This is a genomic window from Neorhizobium galegae bv. orientalis str. HAMBI 540, assembly GCF_000731315.1.
In the GTDB taxonomy this organism is placed as follows: Bacteria; Pseudomonadota; Alphaproteobacteria; order Rhizobiales; family Rhizobiaceae; genus Neorhizobium; species Neorhizobium galegae.
Window position 1 is genome coordinate 39,866 of the sequence record NZ_HG938353.1, and the last position, 17,219, is coordinate 57,084.

General features: G+C 61.4%; 19 protein-coding genes. 11 read left to right on the forward strand and 8 right to left on the reverse strand.

Annotated elements, in window-relative coordinates:
* The first annotated feature begins 11 nt into the window (after positions 1 to 11).
* The 7 genes from RG540_RS00205 (at position 12) to trmB (ending at position 7,287) form a co-directional block, all read left to right on the forward strand.
* Entirely contained in the window at positions 12 to 1,067 is a 1,056-nt protein-coding gene (locus RG540_RS00205) for a PhoH family protein (RefSeq protein WP_007756049.1), read from the forward strand.
* Positions 1,068 to 1,085: 18 nt separating this feature from the next.
* Entirely contained in the window at positions 1,086 to 1,595 is a 510-nt protein-coding gene (gene ybeY, locus RG540_RS00210) for an rRNA maturation RNase YbeY (RefSeq protein ID WP_038583405.1), read from the forward strand.
* A gap of 9 nt (positions 1,596 to 1,604) precedes the next feature.
* A complete protein-coding gene (locus tag RG540_RS00215) occupies positions 1,605 to 2,789 on the forward strand; it encodes a hemolysin family protein (RefSeq protein ID WP_038583408.1) in 1,185 nt (394 codons plus the stop codon).
* Between the two features lie 97 nt (positions 2,790 to 2,886).
* Positions 2,887 to 4,488 carry an apolipoprotein N-acyltransferase gene (gene lnt / locus RG540_RS00220; protein ID WP_038583411.1) on the forward strand — a complete coding sequence of 534 codons (1,602 nt, stop codon included), beginning with the start codon at positions 2,887 to 2,889 and terminating at the stop codon, positions 4,486 to 4,488.
* A 152-nt stretch (positions 4,489 to 4,640) separates the two neighbouring features.
* The gene (locus RG540_RS00225) at positions 4,641 to 5,057 is read left to right on the forward strand and encodes a helix-turn-helix domain-containing protein (RefSeq protein ID WP_037079404.1); all 417 of its coding nucleotides are present in this window, start codon (positions 4,641 to 4,643) and stop codon (positions 5,055 to 5,057) included.
* A gap of 184 nt (positions 5,058 to 5,241) precedes the next feature.
* On the forward strand, positions 5,242 to 6,501 hold the full coding sequence (gene metK, locus RG540_RS00230) for a methionine adenosyltransferase (RefSeq protein ID WP_038583413.1): 1,260 nt from the start codon (positions 5,242 to 5,244) through the stop codon (positions 6,499 to 6,501).
* An 84-nt stretch (positions 6,502 to 6,585) separates the two neighbouring features.
* Positions 6,586 to 7,287 (forward strand): tRNA (guanosine(46)-N7)-methyltransferase TrmB, encoded by a 702-nt coding sequence (gene trmB, locus RG540_RS00235; RefSeq protein ID WP_038539221.1) that lies wholly within the window; start codon positions 6,586 to 6,588, stop codon positions 7,285 to 7,287.
* 4 nt (positions 7,288 to 7,291) lie between these two features.
* On the opposite strand, the gene RG540_RS00240 is transcribed toward trmB, so the two are convergent.
* Both RG540_RS00240 and RG540_RS00245 read right to left on the reverse strand, forming a co-directional pair.
* The gene (locus RG540_RS00240) at positions 7,292 to 7,549 is read right to left on the reverse strand and encodes a BQ00720 family protein (RefSeq protein WP_038539224.1); all 258 of its coding nucleotides are present in this window, start codon (positions 7,547 to 7,549) and stop codon (positions 7,292 to 7,294) included.
* A gap of 44 nt (positions 7,550 to 7,593) precedes the next feature.
* Entirely contained in the window at positions 7,594 to 8,022 is a 429-nt protein-coding gene (locus RG540_RS00245; protein WP_038583416.1) for an Hsp20 family protein, read from the reverse strand.
* 196 nt (positions 8,023 to 8,218) lie between these two features.
* On the opposite strand from RG540_RS00245, the gene RG540_RS00250 reads away from it, so the two are divergent.
* Positions 8,219 to 9,160, forward strand: coding sequence for a nucleoside hydrolase (locus RG540_RS00250; RefSeq protein WP_038583418.1), 942 nt, complete (start codon positions 8,219 to 8,221; stop codon positions 9,158 to 9,160).
* Between the two features lie 163 nt (positions 9,161 to 9,323).
* Here RG540_RS00250 and RG540_RS00255 read toward each other — a convergent pair whose 3' ends face one another.
* Both RG540_RS00255 and RG540_RS00260 read right to left on the reverse strand, forming a co-directional pair.
* Complete coding sequence (locus RG540_RS00255; RefSeq protein ID WP_038583421.1) at positions 9,324 to 10,223, reverse strand: ribokinase; 900 nt, start codon at positions 10,221 to 10,223, stop codon at positions 9,324 to 9,326.
* A gap of 50 nt (positions 10,224 to 10,273) precedes the next feature.
* Entirely contained in the window at positions 10,274 to 11,479 is a 1,206-nt protein-coding gene (locus RG540_RS00260; protein WP_046599586.1) for a DNA recombination protein RmuC, read from the reverse strand.
* Positions 11,480 to 11,590: 111 nt separating this feature from the next.
* Here RG540_RS00260 and def point away from each other — a divergent pair, with 111 nt between their 5' ends.
* Genes def through truA form a run of 3 tightly spaced genes read left to right on the forward strand, consistent with a single transcriptional unit; the run spans position 11,591 to position 13,864 of the window.
* Positions 11,591 to 12,106 (forward strand): peptide deformylase, encoded by a 516-nt coding sequence (def, locus tag RG540_RS00265; RefSeq protein WP_038583424.1) that lies wholly within the window; start codon positions 11,591 to 11,593, stop codon positions 12,104 to 12,106.
* Positions 12,107 to 12,164: 58 nt separating this feature from the next.
* The gene (gene fmt, locus RG540_RS00270; RefSeq protein WP_038592736.1) at positions 12,165 to 13,100 is read left to right on the forward strand and encodes a methionyl-tRNA formyltransferase; all 936 of its coding nucleotides are present in this window, start codon (positions 12,165 to 12,167) and stop codon (positions 13,098 to 13,100) included.
* Complete coding sequence (gene truA, locus RG540_RS00275; protein WP_038539246.1) at positions 13,100 to 13,864, forward strand: tRNA pseudouridine(38-40) synthase TruA; 765 nt, start codon at positions 13,100 to 13,102, stop codon at positions 13,862 to 13,864. Before fmt ends, truA begins: the two co-directional genes overlap by 1 nt.
* A gap of 13 nt (positions 13,865 to 13,877) precedes the next feature.
* Here the strand turns inward: truA and RG540_RS00280 are convergent, their stop codons facing one another.
* Genes RG540_RS00280 through dapD form a run of 4 tightly spaced genes read right to left on the reverse strand, consistent with a single transcriptional unit; the run spans position 13,878 to position 17,172 of the window.
* Positions 13,878 to 14,474, reverse strand: coding sequence for a hypothetical protein (locus RG540_RS00280; RefSeq protein WP_038592739.1), 597 nt, complete (start codon positions 14,472 to 14,474; stop codon positions 13,878 to 13,880).
* A gap of 33 nt (positions 14,475 to 14,507) precedes the next feature.
* Positions 14,508 to 15,128 (reverse strand): hypothetical protein, encoded by a 621-nt coding sequence (locus tag RG540_RS00285; protein WP_038583427.1) that lies wholly within the window; start codon positions 15,126 to 15,128, stop codon positions 14,508 to 14,510.
* Positions 15,112 to 16,308 carry a succinyl-diaminopimelate desuccinylase gene (gene dapE, locus RG540_RS00290; protein WP_038583429.1) on the reverse strand — a complete coding sequence of 399 codons (1,197 nt, stop codon included), beginning with the start codon at positions 16,306 to 16,308 and terminating at the stop codon, positions 15,112 to 15,114. The genes RG540_RS00285 and dapE overlap by 17 nt, the downstream gene beginning before the upstream one ends.
* Positions 16,309 to 16,317: 9 nt before the next feature.
* Positions 16,318 to 17,172 (reverse strand): 2,3,4,5-tetrahydropyridine-2,6-dicarboxylate N-succinyltransferase, encoded by an 855-nt coding sequence (dapD, locus tag RG540_RS00295; RefSeq protein WP_038583432.1) that lies wholly within the window; start codon positions 17,170 to 17,172, stop codon positions 16,318 to 16,320.
* Positions 17,173 to 17,219: the final 47 nt, after the last annotated feature.

The following is a 17,219-nucleotide window of genomic DNA, read 5'->3' on the forward strand; positions in this document are numbered from 1 at the left end:
GCTTGCCCTACTTGAACGGACGTGAATTGGTTTCTTCATCCGCGCGCCACCCCCGCACCGCCGCTACCGACGCCAATCACTTTGTCCTGACGTTCGAGAACAATAGGTTCGCCAGCGAGCTTTTCGGGCAATTCGATCAGAATCTCAAACTTCTCGAAGAGCGGCTTCACATCGATGCCAGGGCACGCGGCAATTCGGTGGCCATCTCCGGCGATCTGACGGCGACCAACCAGGCGCGCCGGGCGCTGGATTTCCTCTACGAACGCATCCAGAAGGGCGGCTCGGTCGAGACATCCGACGTCGACGGTGCGATCCGCATGGCGCAGGCGGCCGACGACCAGCTGCAGCTGCCGACGCTGGAGAAAAAAGCCAAGCTCTCCATGAGCCAGATTTCCACCAAGAAAAAGACGGTCGTCGCGCGCACCCCCACCCAGGACGCCTATATGCGGGCGCTGGAACGGTCGGAGCTTGTCTTCGGCGTCGGCCCGGCCGGTACCGGCAAGACCTATCTCGCCGTCGCTCATGCCGCCCAGCTTCTGGAACGCGGGGCTGTCGATCGCATCATCCTGTCGCGGCCGGCCGTCGAAGCCGGCGAGCGCCTGGGCTTTCTGCCCGGCGACATGAAGGACAAGGTCGATCCCTATCTGCGGCCGCTCTATGACGCCCTCTACGACATGATGCCGGGCGACAAGGTGGAGCGGGCGATCACCGCCGGCGTCATCGAAATCGCGCCGCTCGCTTTCATGCGCGGCCGCACGCTCGCAAACGCCGCCGTCATCCTCGACGAGGCGCAGAACACCACGTCGATGCAGATGAAGATGTTCCTGACCCGTCTTGGCGAAAATGCCCGGATGATCATCACCGGTGATCCGAGCCAGGTCGATTTGCCGCGCGGCGTGAAATCAGGCTTGGTGGAAGCGCTGCAGATCCTGAAGGGTGTCGAGGGTATTTCGGTGATCCGATTTAAGGATACTGACGTGGTCCGCCATCCGCTGGTTGGCCGCATCGTCCGGGCCTATGATGCGCAATATGCCGTCCACGAGGAAAGCGAGGAAGTCGATCGGTAATGGTCGGCTCCAAACCTTATGCCCCAACTCGACATACAGATTAGTATTGAAGACGAGGGCTGGCCCGAAGAGCCGGCCCTTTTTGCCCTGAGTGAAAAAGCGCTTGGGGCGGCTGCCGAATTCCTAGCGAAGGAAGAGAAGCAGCCATTCCCGAAAGTCGCACCGGAATTGTCGCTGGTCTTTACCGGCGACGCGGCGATCAAGGAGATCAACGCCGAATGGCGCGGCAAGGACAAGCCGACCAACGTGCTGTCTTTCCCGGCTTTTCCGCTCGAACCAGGCAAGATGCCGGGCCCGATGCTGGGAGATATCGTTATCGCGCGCGAGACGGTTGAGCGGGAAGCGGTTGATCTCGACAAGAGTTTCGATGATCATCTGACCCATCTGCTCGTCCACGGTTTCCTGCATTTGTTCGGTTACGACCATATGCAAACGGACGACGCGGAAAGAATGGAAGCGTTGGAGACTCGCATTTTGGCCGCCCTTGGCCTATCTGACCCCTATGCGGGGCAGGACCCGATAATATAGTCTGGACCAATGAACGACTTTTCGACAAACCCGACCCGTGAGGGCAAGGACGCCGACTCGAGTTCCTCGGAAGAGGGCAGTAGTCCGTCTCGAGCGGAAGCTCAGAAACACCAAAGCTCTTTCTGGTCGCGCGCCGTCAGGCTGCTCAGGCCGTCGCAGGGCGAGAAGCTCCGCGAGGACCTCGCCGACGCGCTGATGACCGATACCAATATCAGCAACGCCTTCTCGCCCGAGGAACGGGCGATGCTGCATAACATTCTCCGGTTCCGCGAAATCCGCGTCGAAGACATCATGGTGCCGCGTGCCGATATCGAGGCGGTCGACATGACCATGACGATCGGCGAGCTGATGATCCATTTCGAGGAAACCGGTCGCTCGCGCATGCCGGTCTACAACGACACGCTCGACGACCCGCGCGGCATGGTTCATATCCGCGACCTCCTCTCCTATCTCGCCAAGCAGGCCCGCAACAAACGCCGCACCAGTGCGCGCGCTGCACCCACCCAGCCGATGCCGCTTGCCACCGACAAGCCGGAAAAGGCTGAAAAGACGGTGCGCACCCCGCGGCCTGCCTTCGACCTCGGCCGCGTCGACCTCGAACAGACGGTTGCCGAAGCCGGGCTGATCCGCAAGATCCTGTTCGTGCCGCCGTCGATGCTCGCTTCCGACCTGATGCAGAGCATGCAGGCGGCGCGTACCCAGCTGGCGCTCGTCATCGACGAATATGGCGGGACCGACGGCCTCGTCACCCATGAGGACATCGTCGAAATGGTGATCGGCGATGTCGAGGACGAACATGACAATGAAGAGGTGATGTTCTCCCGCACCAGCGAGGATGTGTTCGTCGCCGATGCGCGTATCGAACTCGAAGAGATCGCCAAGGCGATCGGTTCCGATTTCGACATTCGCGACCGCCTTGAAGACGTCGATACGCTGGGTGGCCTGATTTTCTCCGCGCTTGGTCGTATTCCGGTGCGCGGCGAGGTGGTGCAGGCGGTGCCCGGCTTCGAATTCCAGATCCTGGAGGCCGATCCTCGCCGCATCAAGCGCGTACGGATCCTGCGCAGGCGCACGCTCGCGCGCCGCCGGCAGAAAGGCGATGGCGAGATGCTGCTCACCGATCAGACGCCGACGACTGCCCTGCTGCCGGCGCCATCCGCTCAGGACGCCGACGGACGCAATCACCAGGCCTGAGTGATCCCTGAAGTGTCCGCGCCTCTTTGACCTCACGACAAGCCCGCCATTTTTTGAAAGACTGCAGCCGCTGATTCGGGGGCGGAAGGGAACATAGATGGAGCGGCTGGCGGGCAGGATCATGCTTCTCTGGGGCTTCCCGCGCGTCGTCGTTGCTTTTCTCGCAGGAGCGATCGGTGCGCTCGCGCTGCCGCCCTTCGGTTTCTTCGCGGCGTTCTTCATCTCCTTCACGCTGCTCGTCTGGCTGATGGACGGTTCCACCGGCAATCCGGATGGCGGATGGTTCGCGCGGTTTCGTTCGGCCTTCTGGATCGGCTGGGTTTTTGGCTTCGGCTATTTCGTCGCCGGCCTCTGGTGGCTTGGCAATGCGCTGCTGGTGGAAGCCGACGAGTTTGCCTGGGCGCTGCCGCTCGCGGTTCTTGGCCTGCCTGCCTATCTTGCCCTATTTTACGGTCTTGCGACGGCGATCGCCCGCATCTTCTGGTCGGATGGTTTCGGGCGGATGGCCTCGCTCGCCTTCGGTTTCGGCCTTGCCGAATGGCTGCGTGGCTTCGTCGCTACCGGTTTCCCCTGGAATGCGGTCGGTTATGGCGCGATGCCGATGCCGCTGATGATGCAATCGGCGGCGGTGCTCGGCATTTTCGGCGTGACGGTTCTTGCCGTCTTCGTGTTTTCAGCCCCCGCCCTGATCGGCACTAAAAAGGGCATGCGGACCGGGCTAACGCTCGCGGCCTTGCTGTTTGCCGCCCATCTCGGTTATGGCGCCTATCGTTTGCACATCGCCGACGCCGCGCTGGCTCCGGCCGCCGATAGCCAGCCGGTCGTCCGCATCGTCCAGCCGGTGATCGACCAGGCGCGAAAACTGGATGACGCCGAACGGGCGGCGATCTTCGAGGAACATCTGGCGCTGTCGGCTTTGCCGCCCGAGAACGGTGGCAAGCGGCCGGACATCATCGTCTGGCCCGAAACCTCGGTGCCCTTTATTCTGACCCAGAACCCGGATGCGCTGACCCGCATTGCCGAGGTGCTGCAGGATGGTCAGGTCCTCATCACCGGCGCGGTCCGCTCGGAGGATGCGGGCGCGGGCTTCGCGCCGCGTTTTTACAATTCCATCTATGTGATCGACAGCCAAGGCCAGATCGTTTCGGCCTCCGATAAGCTGCATCTGGTCCCGTTCGGTGAATATGTTCCCTACGAGGATCTGCTGCGCAATCTCGGTATTCCCGATGCCATCGCCATGCCGGGCGGCTTTAGTGCCGCGCCCGTGCGGGCCATGCTGACCCTGCCGGGCGGCAGGATCTTCTATCCGCTGATCTGTTACGAAGCGATTTTCCCGGACGAGATTGGGCCGGACGTGGAGCGGGCGAGCGCGCTTCTGAATATTACCAATGACGGCTGGTTCGGAGCGACGCCGGGACCGTATCAGCACTTCCAGCAGGCTCGAATCCGCGCCGTCGAAAATGGCCTGCCGCTGATTCGCGGGGCGAATACTGGCGTTTCGGCGGTCGTCGACCCCTTCGGAAGGCTGATACGGGGTATGGACTACAATCAAAAAGGCGTGATTGACGCAACCTTGGGCAGTATTTCAATCTCGCATTGGGATGTGAAAGCTCGGGAGCAGCACTTCTGGTTGGTTCTTGCAGGGATGTTGTTGATTGCAGGCGTCTCGCGCGTTGGTTTTAATTTTCGGACGAATTGACCAAAAACCCCTAAAATTGCATAGTGGTCTCAGCCTTTCGTCTCGCCATATGCTTCAAACGTTGAGCCTGTTGTGACCAGCCGCGCGAAGTGTATCACCACACGCAGACCGGGTTGTGAGGATTAAACAACAAACGTCGTCAGGACATCGTTATGATTGAAAACAAAAAGAAGCCGAACCCGATCGATATTCACGTCGGGAGCCGGATTCGCCTTCGCCGGACCATGCTCGGAATGAGCCAGGAAAAGCTGGGCGAAAGCCTTGGCATTACGTTCCAGCAGATTCAGAAATACGAAAAAGGCACCAACCGCGTCGGCGCGAGCCGTCTGCAGAACATCTCCAGCATTCTCAACGTGCCGGTCTCCTTCTTCTTCGAGGATGCGCCGGGCGATCAGGGCGGTCAGGGCGGCATGGCAGAAGCCTCGAGCTCCAACTACGTGGTCGATTTCCTCTCCTCCTCCGAGGGCCTGCAACTGAACCGGGCTTTCGTGAAGATTTCCGACCCGAAAGTTCGTCGGCGTGTGGTTGATCTCGTAAAAGCTCTGGCAGCGGATGCCGAGGTCGAATAACGACCATTCGATATCAGCACGGAAGCGGCCGCAAGGCCGCTTTTTTGTTGCCTGTCCCGAGGTGACGGGTGTTGCGGGAATGTCTAACTTGTAGACATAAAGATATATTTATGTCGTTGTACGCTTGTGTTTGTCGGTGAAAATCACTACACAGGTGCGTCGTTTCTTTGAGGGGAATCCCGTAATGCGCGCAAGTTATCTGTTCACCAGCGAGTCCGTTGCCGAGGGCCATCCGGACAAGGTTTGTGATCGTATCTCCGATGAAATTGTAGATCTTGTGTACCGCGAAGCGGCCAAGACCGGCGTCGATCCCTGGACCGTGCGCATTGCCTGCGAAACGCTGGCGACCACGAACCGTGTGGTGATCGCTGGCGAAGTCCGCCTGCCGCCGAGCCTGATGAAGAAGGACAAGGACGGCAAGGACGTCATCAATCCCTCGAAGTTCAAGTCCGCCGCCCGCAAGGCTATCCGTGATATCGGTTACGAGCAGGACGGCTTCCACTGGAAGACGGCCAAGATCGACGTGCTGCTGCATTCCCAGTCCGCTGATATCGCGCAGGGTGTTGACAGCGCCGCCGACAGGCAGGGCGATGAAGGTGCCGGCGACCAGGGCATCATGTTCGGTTACGCCTGCAAGGAAACGCCGGATCTCATGCCGGCACCGATCTATTATTCCCACAAGATCCTGCAGCTGCTCGCCACCGCCCGCAAGAAGGGCGAAGGCGATGCCGGCAAGCTCGGCCCGGACGCCAAGAGCCAGGTGACCGTGCGTTACGAAAACGGCAAGCCGGCCGCGGTCGACTCGATCGTTCTTTCCACCCAGCACCTCGACGAGAGCTGGGATTCCAAGAAGGTCCGCGAGGTCGTGGAACCTTATATCCGTGAAGCGCTCGGCGACCTGCCGATCGCCAAGGATTGCAAGTGGTACATCAATCCGACCGGCAAGTTCGTCATCGGCGGCCCGGATGGTGACGCTGGCCTTACCGGCCGCAAGATCATCGTCGACACCTACGGTGGCGCGGCTCCCCACGGCGGCGGCGCATTTTCCGGCAAGGACACGACCAAGGTCGACCGTTCGGCCGCTTACGCTGCCCGCTATCTGGCCAAGAACGTCGTTGCTGCCGGTATTGCCGATCGTTGCACGATTCAAATCGCATACGCCATCGGCATCGCCCAGCCGCTGTCGATCTATGTCGACCTGCATGGCACAGGCAAGGGCGTGACGGAAGACCAGGTGGAAGCGGCCATCCGCAAGGTCATGGACCTGTCGCCGACCGGTATCCGCCGCCATCTCGACCTCAACAAGCCGATCTACGCCAAGACGTCCGCTTATGGCCACTTCGGCCGCAAGGCCGGCCGCGACGGTTCCTTCTCCTGGGAGAAGACCGATCTGGCGAAGCCGCTCAAGGATGCGCTGAAGGAAGAGCCCCTCAAGGCAGCCTGATTGGCCTTTACGGATAGCTCCATAAAACTGTAAAGCGGGTGCCTCCTGACGGAGACGCCCGCTTTTATCGTGAGAGACCAGCCCATGACCGAACCGCAGCACCCGAGCCGCAGCACCGAAGCCTTCTTCGGACGCCGCAAGGGCAAGCAGCTCCGCGAGCGCCAGGCGGAAGGGATTGCAACTCTGCTGCCTGCACTGAAGCTCGATCTTGCGGCGCCCGCGCCCGCCGCGCTTTCAGAGATATTTCCCATTCCCGTGGAGGAGCTGCGGCTGGAGATCGGCTTTGGCGGCGGCGAGCACCTCGTCCACCGCGCGCAGGAAAATTTAAAAACCGGCTTCATCGGAGTTGAGCCGTTCGTCAATTCCATGGCGAAGCTTTTGTCGCGCGTCGACGAACTGGGGCTCAAGAATATCCGGGTCTATGACGACGACGCCACGCAGGTGCTCGACTGGCTGCCGGATGCATCGCTCGATCGCATCGACCTGCTCTATCCGGACCCGTGGCCGAAGCGGAAACATTGGAAAAGGCGGTTTGTATCTGCGGTCAATCTCGACCGATTCCACCGCGTGCTGAAGCCGGGCGGTCTGTTCCTGTTCGCATCCGACATCGACACCTATGTCAACTGGACGCTGATCCATTGCCGCGACCATGGCGGATTTCAATGGCAGGCGGAGCAATCTTCCGACTGGCTGACGCCCTTCGCCGGCTGGCCAGGTACGCGATACGAAAACAAGGCCCGCCGAGAAGGCCGTTCCTCGGCCTATCTGACATTCAGGAAAGCCTGAAAGGTCAGTGCAGGCTGACGGTCTTCAAGTCGTCTTCAGCTGCCTTGAAGAAGGTGCTGGAGCGATTGTCGGTCAGAAGAATCGGCGTGCCATCTGCGCCGAACAGGGCCCAAAGATCGAGACTGGGATCGATATCCGGGGCTTCAGGGAAGCAGCGGGACACTTCGTCCGACCGCATCTTGCGAATATATCCGACCTCTCCAGCACCCAGATGAGCAAGTTCGGACAGCGTCAAACGCGTATTCGCTTCTTTCAGGAGCATTCCAGCCTCCAGCATTGAGGGGCAACGGCATTGGCGCCGTTGACCTACTCTGAGACGGAAATGTTAATTTTTCGCACCATGCGCGCGGGCTCGGGGCGGATAAGGTCGACAGAGAGCAAACCGTTCTTGAGCGAAGCGCCGGAGACCTGCATTCCGTCGGCAAGCACGAACATACGCTGGAACTGGCGGGCGGCAATGCCGCGATAAAGATAGTCGCGCTCACCCTGCTCCGTCTGACGCCCGCGGATGACGAGCTGGTTTTCTTCCGTCGTCACATCAAGCTCGGCTTCGGAAAAGCCGGCGACGGCCAGCGTGATTCGCAGCCGTTCGGGAGCCCCGGAAGCGTCGGCGCGGATGCGTTCGATATTGTAGGGAGGATAACCGTCGTTCGCCTTTGCAAGGCGTTCGAGTGTCTTTTCCATGGCGTCGAAGCCCAGAAGCAGGGGGCTCGCAAACGGCGTCATTCGGCTCATCGTACAGTCCTTGCAACAAGCGACCATGTCGGCGCCCGTCGGGCGGCCCGCCAACTCCGCCACTATATGGGAGGTTCCGGGGGTGACCGCAAGGATCAGCGCCAGTGCCGGTTGTTACGATTGCTCTGCGGGGTCATGTAGCACTTGACAGAACGTAAGGTTGTAGACCACTACCCGCGGAGACAAGGGGGCATCCATGCAGCGCCGGAAGATCATCATCGACACGGACCCGGGTCAGGACGACGCCGCGGCGATCATGCTTGCGTTTGCGAGCCCGGACGAGATCGAGGTGCTTGGTCTCTGCGCGGTCGCCGGAAACGTGCCGCTTTCCTACACCAGCCGCAACCTCCGGATCGTCTGCGAACTCTGCGGCAGGCCGGATGCGCCGGTTTATGAAGGCGCGCTGAAGCCGACAGTGCGACCACAGGTGACCGCCGAGCACGTCCATGGCAGGACCGGCCTCGACGGTATCGAATTGCCCGAACCGACAATGTCGGTGAAAGCAACGCATGCGGTCGACTTCATCATCGAGACCCTGCGCGCCGAGTCGGCCGGAACGGTAACGCTCTGCACGCTCGGGCCACTCACCAATATCGCGCTCGCTCTTGAGAAAGCGCCGGACATCGCGGGGCGCGCTAAGGAACTGGTGATGATGGGCGGCGGCTTTTTCGAGGGCGGCAACATCACGCCGGCTGCCGAATTCAACATCTATGTCGATCCCGAAGCGGCAAAGACCGTCTTCGCCTCGGGCATGCCGATCGTCATGCTGCCGCTCGACGTCACCCACCAATTGCTGACGACCAAAGCCCGGGTCGAGAAGATCGCCGCGCTCGGCACCCGTCCGGCGGAGGTCCTGGTCGCGTGGCTTGCCTTTTTCGAGCGCTTCGACATTGAAAAATACGGTTCCGATGGCGGACCGCTGCATGATCCGACGGTCATTGCCTACCTCATCAAGCCCGAGCTCTTTTCGGGCCGGGACTGCAATGTCGAGATCGAAACGCAATCGGAGCTGACGGTCGGCATGACTGTAGTAGACTGGTGGCACGTCTCCGGCCGCAAGCCGAACGCCAAGGTCATGCGCCATGTCGATGCCGATGGTTTTTTCGAATTGCTGACGGAGCGGGTTGCCCGGCTCTGAGCGATCGCAGCCGATGCCAGTTGTCATACGCGTGTATCGTGATCCATTCACGGCCCGCGGAGATAGAGATCACGACCGAAAATGGGCGTCTTCACCTTGGCCAATTGCAGATGCCCGCCATCGCAACGCGGGAAAATACCGACTGACGCCCGGGCTGGCCAGCTTAGACCCTTGCATCAACCGCCCCGGCAGGCGGGATCGACGGCTGGGCGCCGCGGCTGAGGCAGGCGAGCGAACCGGCCACTGCGGCGCGGCGAAGCGCTTTCGCAAAATCCAGCCCCTGTTCGAGGCTGGCAGCCAGGTAACCGCAAAACGTGTCGCCGGCGCCGACCGTGTCGACCGGTTCGATCTTCAATCCCTCGGCGGCGATGACCTCTCCGTCGCGGATCGCGACCACGCCGTCGCCGCCGAGCGTCACGACGTATGTCTGGCCGGTTTCCGCATGCAGTTTTTTCAACATCTCCTGGCGCGCGGCGGCATCCGGGATCGGGCTTCCGGCCAGCAATTCGAATTCCGTTTCATTGGCGACGACGATATCTGCAAGCCGGGCCAGCCGGGCGGCATCGCCGGTCAGCGGCGCGGTGTTAATCACCGTCTGAATGCCTTTGGCGCGCGCCGCGTTGAGCGCGGTCTCTACCGTCTCGGCCGGAATTTCGAGCTGCAGCATCAGGATGTCCCCGGTCTTCATGGCTTCGACCGCCGCTTCGGCCTGTGCCGTGCTCACCGTACCGTTGGCGCCGGCCACCACCGCGATCATGTTTTCGCCCGTGCCGCCCACCAGGATCAAGGCCGTGCCGGTTGGATCGGTTACATGAGCGACCGCGGAGAGGTCGACTTTGGCGTCATCGAGAAGCGCCAGCGCCGGCGCAGCAAAACCATCTTCCCCAACGGCTCCAACCATATGCACGGCGCTTCCGGCACGGCATGCTGCGAGCGCCTGGTTGGCGCCCTTGCCACCGGCGGCCGTCGCAAAATTCGATCCCGCAACCGTCTCGCCCGGCTGGGGCAGACGTTCGGTCGTGGCGATGAGATCCATGTTGATGGAGCCGAGGACGGTGATCATGGGCAGGCCTGCTTGCGTAAATTAAAGTCGCGCGACACTGCCCGAGAGGATCACTCCTCGTCAACCACCCGCAGCTTGAGCAGGCCGGTACGGCTTTCGACCGCCTTGGCCTGGGGCCGATCGCGAGCCACCTCGGCTTCGTGGGGCGCCTCCAATTCGAGAGCCTCTATCTTGGCGCCGCGGCGGTTGAGCTTGTCGGTGGAGGTGAGGATCTGTTCGACATCCTTCTGCGCGGCAAAGAAATGCGCTTGAAGTTTGCGGGTGCGGTCGTCGAGGCGGGAAAGATCCTCGATCAGCAGCGCCACTTCGCCCTGGATGAGGTGTGCCTGCTCGCGCATCCGCTGGTCCTTCAGCACGGCCTGGATGACCTGGATGGACAGCATCAGCAGGGAAGGGGAGACAATGACGATGCGGGAACGTTGCGCCTTCTGCACAGCGCTTTCGAAATGTTCGTGGATCTCCGCGAAGATCGATTCCGACGGCACGAAAAGGAAAGCCATTTCCTGCGTTTCGCCCGGGATCAGGTATTTTTCCGAAACATCGCGGATATGCACTTCGAGATCGCGCTTGAAGGCCTGGGCGGCCGCCTTTCTGGCTTCGGGCGCTGCTGCCTCGCGAAAAGCGTTCCAGGCTTCGAGCGGAAATTTGGCATCGATCACCAGAGGTGGCGCGCCGTTCGGCATCCTGATCGTGCAGTCCGGCCTGGTGCCGTTCGAAAGCGTAGTCTGGAAACCGTAGGCGCCCATCGGCAATCCGTCGGCAATGATCGCTTCCATTCGGCCCTGACCGAACGCGCCTCGCGTCTGCTTGTTCGAGAGGATCGCCTGCAGGCCGACAACGTCCTTGGCGAGGGTCTGGATATTGTTCTGGGCGGCGTCGATCACCGCCAGCCGTTCCTGAAGCCGCTGCAGGTTCTCGTGCGTCGATTTGGTCTGTTCGGTAATCGTCGCGCCGATCCGGTGCGTCATGCCGTCGAGCCGCTGGCTGACCGACTGGTTGAGTTCCGATTGCCGCGTTGAAAGCGTCTCCGCCATTGCCGACAACCGTCCCTGCATCTCGCTCTGCGCTCTCAGAAGTTCAGAAAGCCGGGCTTCGCCTTCCATCGCTCGCAAGGCCGCATCTTCCTGCCGCCGAAACGATGCGCGCCGGACCAGGAACAGCCATAACAGTAGCAATGCCGCTCCACACATCACCGCCACGATGGCAGCGCGCGGATCGTCGAAGAAACGGGAAAGGCCAGCAACAAGATTATTCATGGCGGGAAACTAACAGAAATTTGCCGCTTGAAAAGATCAAAACGTGAACATCTCGCTTCCTCCTGCCGTAATTTCTATTCCTTCGGAAAAAAAGATGGGTTATGGGAAGCCATGACGATCAAGCCTCTGATTATTCTGCCTGACCCGATCCTGCGTCAGGTTTCCAAGCCGATAGAGCGTGTTGACGCCGAGCTTCTGAGGCTCGCCGACGACATGCTGGAGACGATGTATGACGCGCCGGGCATTGGCCTTGCTGCGATCCAGATCGGCGTGCCGCGCCGTCTGCTCGTCGTCGACATCGCACGTGAGGGTGAGGAAAAGCAGCCGCAGGTCTTTATCAATCCGGAGATCGTCAAATCCTCCGACGAAATCGCGGTGTATGAAGAGGGCTGTCTTTCCATTCCCGAATATTATGCCGAGGTGGAACGCCCGGCGACCGTCAGCGTCAAGCATCTCGGCCGCGACGGTAAGGAATATGTGGTGGAGGCCGACGGCCTGCTCGCCACCTGCCTGCAGCATGAGATCGATCACCTGAATGGCGTGCTTTTCATCGACCATATCTCCCGCCTGAAGCGCGAGATGGTGATCAAGAAATTCACCAAGGCTGCCAAGTCCAAGGCGGTCTGAACCGTCGCTCGGGCGATCCGAGTTAAGAAGGCGCGGTCTCTTGAGACGCGGAATGTCCATGTCTCTTCGCATCATCTTCATGGGAACGCCGGAATTTTCCGTGCCGACGTTGCAGAGCCTGAAACATGCGGGCCATGAGATCGTCGCCGTCTATACCCAGCCGCCGCGCCCGGGTGGCCGCCGCGGGCTCGATCTGGTGAAGTCGCCGGTCCATCAGGCCGCCGAACTGCTGGGCATTCCCGTTTTTACGCCGGCGAATTTCAAGGATACCGATGAGCGCGAGAAATTCCGCGCACTCAAGGCGGATGTTGCCGTCGTCGTCGCCTACGGTCTCCTTCTGCCGGAAGCGATCCTGACGGGCACACAGCTCGGTTGTTACAACGGCCACGCTTCGCTCCTGCCGCGCTGGCGCGGTGCCGCGCCGATCCAGCGGGCGATCATGGCGGGTGACAAGAAGACCGGCATGATGGTCATGCAGATGGAAAAGGGCCTCGATACCGGTCCCGTTGCACTGTCGAGGGAAGTGGAAATCAGCGAGAACATGACGGCGGGCGAGCTGCACGACAAGCTGATGCTGGTCGGAGCCCGTGCCATGGTCGAGGCGATGGGGAAACTCGCAGCCGACGACCTGCCGCTGACGCCGCAATCGCCGGAAGGCGCGCTTTATGCCGCCAAGATCGACAAGGGTGAGACGCGCATCGATTTTTCGAAGCCCGCAGATGACGTGCATAACCACATTCGCGGTCTGTCGCCGTTTCCGGGCGCATGGTTCGAGGCGGAGATCAACGGCCGGCCGGAGCGCGTAAAGGTTCTCGGCTCGGAAGTCGGCGAGGGGCAGGGCGAGCCCGGAACGGTTCTGGACGAAGCGTTGACCGTTGCCTGCGGCGCGGATGCGGTGAAGCTCCTCAAATTGCAGAAGGCCGGCGGCAAGCCGTTGGCCGCGGCGGAGTTCCTGCGCGGGACGCCGCTTGGGCCGGGCACGAGGCTCTCCTGATGCCCCGATTCCGCATGGCCGTCGAATATGACGGCACGCCCTATGTCGGCTGGCAGAAGCAGAAGAACGGCCACTCGGTACAGTCGGCGCTTGAAAATGCCATCCTGTCCCTGACCAAGGAGACCGTGGTGGTCAAGGGCGCCGGCCGCACCGATTCCGGCGTGCATGCGCGCGGACAGGTGGTGCATGTCGATCTCACGCGGTCGTGGCAGCCACACCGGCTGCGCGACGCGCTGAATGCCTATCTCGGCATGGCCAGGGAGAAAGTCGCCATCGTCAGCGTGCAGGTTGTCGATGATACGTTCGACGCTCGCTTTTCGGCTGTCCGGCGATACTACCTCTACCGTATCATTTCACGAGCCGGCCCGCTGGCGCTGGATGCCAAGCGTGCCTGGTGGGTCACCAAGGATCTGGATCATGAAGTCATGCATGCTGCCGCCCAGACGCTGGTCGGAAAGCACGATTTCACGACCTTTCGTTCGGTTCATTGCCAGGCGAAAAACCCCGTCCGCACGCTGGACATACTGGATGTCACGCGCAGCGGCGACCTGATCGAAATCCGCGCGACGGCACAGAGTTTCCTGCACAATCAGATACGGTCGCTCGCCGGCACACTGAAACTGGCCGGCGAAGGCCGCATGACGCCGGCGGATGTCCGCGCAGCATTGGACGCGCGGGACCGCAAGGCCTGCGGGCCGGTGGCGCCGCCGGAGGGACTTTATTTCATGCGGGTCGATTATCCAGGCGACCCCGTAGAGCCCTGAAGCGCTAGCTTCGTCAGAGCGGGTAGATGCCGAGGAAACGCTGCAGTGCTTCGGTCAGGAGCATGCTCGGCACGATCAGCACCAGCACCAGCGTGGTGATCATCAGCGGCTGCGGTCCGCAGATCATCCGCATCACCCGCGATATCGCGACGATCATGACGATCAGCAGCGCGAAATGGACCAGCGCCAAGGCGGTATCGAGGCTGGACGGCAACAGGAAGCGCAGGCTCAGCAGGCCGTAGAGATAGGCAAACGGAACCGAGAGCCAGTTGACGGTGACGACGACCGCCGGAAACTTTCGGGCGATGCCGAGAAGCGAGCAGAGTACGCCGGCAAGGATCAGCGGCACCAGCCAGTTGAAGATTTCCAGCATTGCCATGCGAACGAAGAAAATCCCGCCGATCCGGGCACCGGACGGCATGCCTTCGAGCAGATAGTCGCGCCACCACAGCCACGAGATGAACGCGCCCGGCAGGCACCAGACGAACGCCCAGAACGAGCGCATCATGCCGCGGTCGGAAATGTCGAGCAGGCGGAAACCCTGCGCATCGCCGCGGATCAGCAGCCAGAGACCACTCAGATAGAGTCTGACTTCAGGATAGGAGGGCAAGGCGGCCTCCTCGCAAAACGGCGAAATCACGCATCAGGTTAACGAAACCCCCATGATATTCTCCAGTTCGCGCGCAACAAGCATGTCGGTCAGGAGCACAAGTCCCAGGGTGGCAATGCGGGTCATCACCGGGCCGCCCATGACTGTTCTTAGAATGCACCAGGCGAGGAAAAGCGCGGCGATCAGAATGGTTGCCGCCAGAATTATCGAAGCGTAACCGGCAAGCCCCATGGCGCCACCTTGCTGGGCAGATAGGAAAGCGATGGGCGAATAAACCGCATGGATCGCATAAGCGAGCGGGACGGCAAACCAGTTGCGCACCACGATCAGGATCGGCACGAGCGGCATGAAGCGTAGAATGAAGCCGAGGGCGATGAGCGCCGCGGCCGGCACGACCCACTGGGCCGCTTCGAGGACCAGCATCTTCAGGAAAAAGATAAAGGAATAGTCCTCGCGTTGAGGGAAATGACGGAGGTATTCCATCCGCCGAAAGATCCAGCCGACAATCAATGCCGGCGCGCACCAGCCGACCGCCCAGAACGAACGCAATACGCCCTGGTCCGAAATGTCGAACGGCCGCAGGCCGCGCGCATCGCCTCTGATCAGCAGCCAGAGACCGCCGAGGTAGAGCCTGACTTCATGATAGGAGGGCATTATCGAACCAGCGGGAGATGAAGGTCCCATAGATTTGGGTGAGCGTCTCCAGATCGGCAAGGGCTACGCGCTCATCGATCATATGCATGGTCTGCCCGACAAGGCCGAATTCGACGACCGGGCAATAATCCTTGATGAACCTGGCATCCGACGTGCCGCCGGTTGTGGAAAGCTTCGGCACCTTGCCGGTCACGCTTTCGACGGCACCCGATAACGAAGCGATCAGGGCATTGTTGCGGGTCAGGAACACGTGGCTCGGGCGTTCTGCCCAGGTGATGTCATAGCGCGCCGGATCGCGCTCCGGGCGAAGCGGGCTACCAATCGCTGCTGCGTCGAGCCGCCTGACGATCTCGGCCTTGACGGTATCGGCGGTCCAGGTGTCGTTGAAGCGGATGTTGAAGGCGAACGCCGCCTTGGCCGGAATGACGTTGGTCGCCGGATTGCCGACATCGACCGAGGTCACTTCCAGATTGGAGGCCGGGAATTCCGCCGTGCCGCCGTCGAAAGGCGGGTTCATCAGCACTGAGGCGAGCGGCAGCAGGCCGCGCACCGGATTGTCGGCAAGATGAGGATAGGCCGCGTGGCCCTGGACACCGAAGACGGTGACCTTGCCGGAGACCGAACCGCGCCGGCCGATCTTGATCATGTCGCCGAGCGCATCCGGATTGGTCGGCTCGCCGACCAGGCAGGCATCCCAGGTCTCGCCCCGTTCGACCGCCCATTTCAGCAGCTTCTCGGTGCCGTTGACGGCCGGGCCTTCCTCGTCGCCGGTGATCAGGAAGGAGATCGAACCTTTTGGCGCGCCATGCTGCTCGACATGGCGGGCGACCGCTGCGACGAAACAGGCGATGCCACCCTTCATGTCCACCGCGCCACGCCCGAACAACTCGCCGCCGACAATCTCGCCGGCAAACGGCGGCCGGCTCCATGACGTTTCATCCCCCGGCGGCACCACGTCCGTATGCCCGGCGAACATCAGATGCGGGGCGTCGGTGCCGAGCCGGGCATAGAGGTTCTCGATGTCCGGCATGCCGGGTTCCGTCGCCACCATCCGCTCGACTTTGAATCCGAGCGGAAGCAGCATCGCCTCAAGCGCTGCAAGCGCGCCGCCCTCGGCAGGTGTCACCGAGCGGCAGCGGGTCAGCGTCTGGAGATTGGCAATGGGATCGGCAGCAGACATTTTATCGGATCAGTCGCGCAGCAGTTCGTTGATAGCGGTCTTGGAACGGGTCTGCTCGTCGACACGCTTGACGATCACGGCGCAATAGAGGCCCGGTCCCATGTCTCCGTTCGGGAACGGCTTGCCCGGCATGGTGCCGGCGACGACGACCGAGTAGGGCGGCACTTCGCCATAGCTGATCTCGCCGGTGGCGCGGTCGACGATCTTGGTCGACTTGCCGATGAACACGCCCATGCCGAGCACTGAGCCTTGGCGGACGATGCAGCCTTCGACCACTTCCGAGCGGGCGCCGATGAAACAATTGTCCTCGATGATGGTTGGGCCGGCCTGCATCGGCTCCAGCACGCCGCCGATGCCGACGCCGCCGGAAAGATGCACATGCTTGCCGATCTGGGCACAGGAACCGACCGTCGCCCAGGTGTCGACCATCGTGCCTTCGTCGACATAGGCGCCGAGATTGACGAAGGATGGCATCAGCACGACGTTCTTGCCGATATGGGCTGAGCGGCGCACGACAGCGTTCGGCACGGCGCGGAAACCGGCAGCGCGGAACTGGTTTTCACCCCAGTTCTCGAACTTGGAAGGCACCTTGTCCCACCAGGTGGAGGCACCGGGGCCGTTTTTGACAACTTCCATGTCGTTGAGGCGGAAGGACAGCAGAACGGCCTTCTTCAGCCACTGGTGCACGGTCCAGGTTCCGCCTTCGCCGCGGCTTGCAACCCGCGCCTGACCGCTGTCGAGCAGGTTGAGCGCTTCCTCGACCGCATCGCGGATTTCCCCTTTGGTCGAAACAGTCACGCCGTCGCGGTTGTCGAAGGCGGTCTCGATGGTCTTTTCGAGGGAAGAGAAGTCGGGGCTGCTCATGGGAAATCCTTAAACGTCACTCTGTATCGTGATGGTGGGAGAGGTGG

Excerpts from the sequence above, each read along its gene's own strand:
- ybeY (WP_038583405.1), top strand. The coding sequence starts at position 1,086 with ATGCCCCAACTCGACATACAGATTAGTATTGAAGACGAGGGCTGGCCC.
- RG540_RS00215 (WP_038583408.1), top strand. The coding sequence starts at position 1,605 with ATGAACGACTTTTCGACAAACCCGACCCGTGAGGGCAAGGACGCCGAC.
- lnt (WP_038583411.1), top strand. The coding sequence starts at position 2,887 with ATGGAGCGGCTGGCGGGCAGGATCATGCTTCTCTGGGGCTTCCCGCGC.
- RG540_RS00225 (WP_037079404.1), top strand. The coding sequence starts at position 4,641 with ATGATTGAAAACAAAAAGAAGCCGAACCCGATCGATATTCACGTCGGG.
- metK (WP_038583413.1), top strand. The coding sequence starts at position 5,242 with ATGCGCGCAAGTTATCTGTTCACCAGCGAGTCCGTTGCCGAGGGCCAT.
- trmB (WP_038539221.1), top strand. The coding sequence starts at position 6,586 with ATGACCGAACCGCAGCACCCGAGCCGCAGCACCGAAGCCTTCTTCGGA.
- RG540_RS00240 (WP_038539224.1), bottom strand. The coding sequence starts at position 7,549 with ATGCTCCTGAAAGAAGCGAATACGCGTTTGACGCTGTCCGAACTTGCT.
- RG540_RS00245 (WP_038583416.1), bottom strand. The coding sequence starts at position 8,022 with ATGAGCCGAATGACGCCGTTTGCGAGCCCCCTGCTTCTGGGCTTCGAC.
- RG540_RS00250 (WP_038583418.1), top strand. The coding sequence starts at position 8,219 with ATGCAGCGCCGGAAGATCATCATCGACACGGACCCGGGTCAGGACGAC.
- RG540_RS00255 (WP_038583421.1), bottom strand. The coding sequence starts at position 10,223 with ATGATCACCGTCCTCGGCTCCATCAACATGGATCTCATCGCCACGACC.
- RG540_RS00260 (WP_046599586.1), bottom strand. The coding sequence starts at position 11,479 with ATGAATAATCTTGTTGCTGGCCTTTCCCGTTTCTTCGACGATCCGCGC.
- def (WP_038583424.1), top strand. The coding sequence starts at position 11,591 with ATGACGATCAAGCCTCTGATTATTCTGCCTGACCCGATCCTGCGTCAG.
- fmt (WP_038592736.1), top strand. The coding sequence starts at position 12,165 with ATGTCTCTTCGCATCATCTTCATGGGAACGCCGGAATTTTCCGTGCCG.
- truA (WP_038539246.1), top strand. The coding sequence starts at position 13,100 with ATGCCCCGATTCCGCATGGCCGTCGAATATGACGGCACGCCCTATGTC.
- RG540_RS00285 (WP_038583427.1), bottom strand. The coding sequence starts at position 15,128 with ATGCCCTCCTATCATGAAGTCAGGCTCTACCTCGGCGGTCTCTGGCTG.
- dapE (WP_038583429.1), bottom strand. The coding sequence starts at position 16,308 with ATGTCTGCTGCCGATCCCATTGCCAATCTCCAGACGCTGACCCGCTGC.
- dapD (WP_038583432.1), bottom strand. The coding sequence starts at position 17,172 with ATGAGCAGCCCCGACTTCTCTTCCCTCGAAAAGACCATCGAGACCGCC.